The following is a 1,503-nucleotide window of genomic DNA, read 5'->3' as shown; positions in this document are numbered from 1 at the left end:
GGCGAGCAGCTGCCCGACGCCGAGCTGATGAGCCACTCGACCGTCCCCGTCGGTATCGCCACCGAGGCGCACGCCTACCTCGCGCAGGGCGGGCCCGCGAACCTCGCCCAGCTGCATGCCTTCCTGTCCGACACCGTCCTGCTCACCGGCGAGGGCTTCGAGCCGCCGGCCGCGCTGCCCGCGTGGGGCAGCCACGCGCCCGCCGCGACCGATCCCGGCCTGCCGCGGGTGGGCATCCTCTACTACCGCGCCCACGAGACCAGCGGAAACACCCGTTTCGTCCGCGATCTCGCGCAGGCGGTCGACGCCACCGGCCGCGCCGTGGCCGTGCCGATCTTCTGCTCCACGCTGCGCGGTGCCCCCGCGGACCTGCTGGCCGAGCTCGGCACCCTCGACGCCCTGATCGTCACGGTCCTCGCCGCCGGCGGCACCCGCCCCGCCACCGTCTCCGCCGGCGGCGACGACGATGCCTGGGACGTCGAAGCGCTCGCCGCCCTGGATGTCCCGATCCTGCAGGCGCTGTGCCTGACCTGGGGACGCGACGCGTGGGCCGACTCCGACGAGGGTGTCTCCCCGCTCGATTCCGCGACGCAGATCGCCGTCCCCGAGTTCGACGGCCGCATCATCACCGTGCCGTTCTCGTTCAAGGAATTCGGCGCCGACGGCCTGCCCCGCTACGTCACCGACCCCGAACGCTGCCGCCGCGTCGCCGGCATCGCCGTCGCGCACGCCCGCCTGCGGCGCATCCCGCCCGCACGGCGGCGCCTGGCGATCATGCTCTCGGCGTATCCGACGAAGCACTCCCGGGTCGGCAACGCGGTCGGCCTGGACACCCCGGTGTCCGCGATCCGGCTGCTGCGCGCGCTGCGGGAGCGCGGCTACGACCTCGGCGACGGCTTCCCGGGCCTCGACACCGCGGACGACGCCGAGGCGGGCAACGCGCTGATCCATGCCCTGATCGCCGCGGGCGGGCAGGACGAGGAATGGCTCAGCGCCGAGCAGATGGCGGGCAACCCGGTCCGGGTGAGCGCGGCGCAGTACCGCGAGTGGACGGCGGACCTGCCCGCGGAACTGACCGACGCGATGACCGAGGCGTGGGGCGCGGCCCCCGGCGAGCTGTTCGTGGACCGGCAGTCCGCTCCCGAGGGCGAGATCGTCCTGGCCACCCTGCAGGCCGGCAACGTGGTGCTGATGATCCAGCCGCCCCGGGGGTTCGGGGAGAACCCCGTGGCGATCTACCACGATCCGGACATGGCGCCGTCGCACCACTACCTCGCCGCGTACCGGTGGGTGGAGAACGGCTTCGGCGCCGACGCCGTCGTCCACCTCGGCAAGCACGGCTCGATGGAGTGGCTGCCCGGCAAGAACGCCGGCCTGTCCGCGGCCTGCGCGACCGACGCCGCCATCGGCAATCTCCCGCTGATCTACCCGTTCCTGGTCAACGACCCGGGCGAGGGGGCCCAGGCGAAGCGCCGCGCCCACGCCACCATCGTCGACCACCTC

1 protein-coding gene is annotated in these 1,503 nt (G+C 73.9%); it reads left to right on the top strand.

The window, feature by feature from the left end:
* On the top strand, positions 1 to 1,503 hold a 1,503-nt coding region (locus CQZ88_RS31350; protein ID WP_258008672.1), incomplete at both ends, for a cobaltochelatase subunit CobN.

The sequence above is a fragment of the Rhodococcus sp. ENV425 genome (genome assembly GCF_002887785.1).
GTDB lineage: Bacteria > Actinomycetota > Actinomycetes > Mycobacteriales > Mycobacteriaceae > Rhodococcus > Rhodococcus aetherivorans.
The sequence above is the reverse complement of the archived record's forward strand: the minus strand, read 5'-3'. Positions and strand labels throughout refer to the sequence as shown.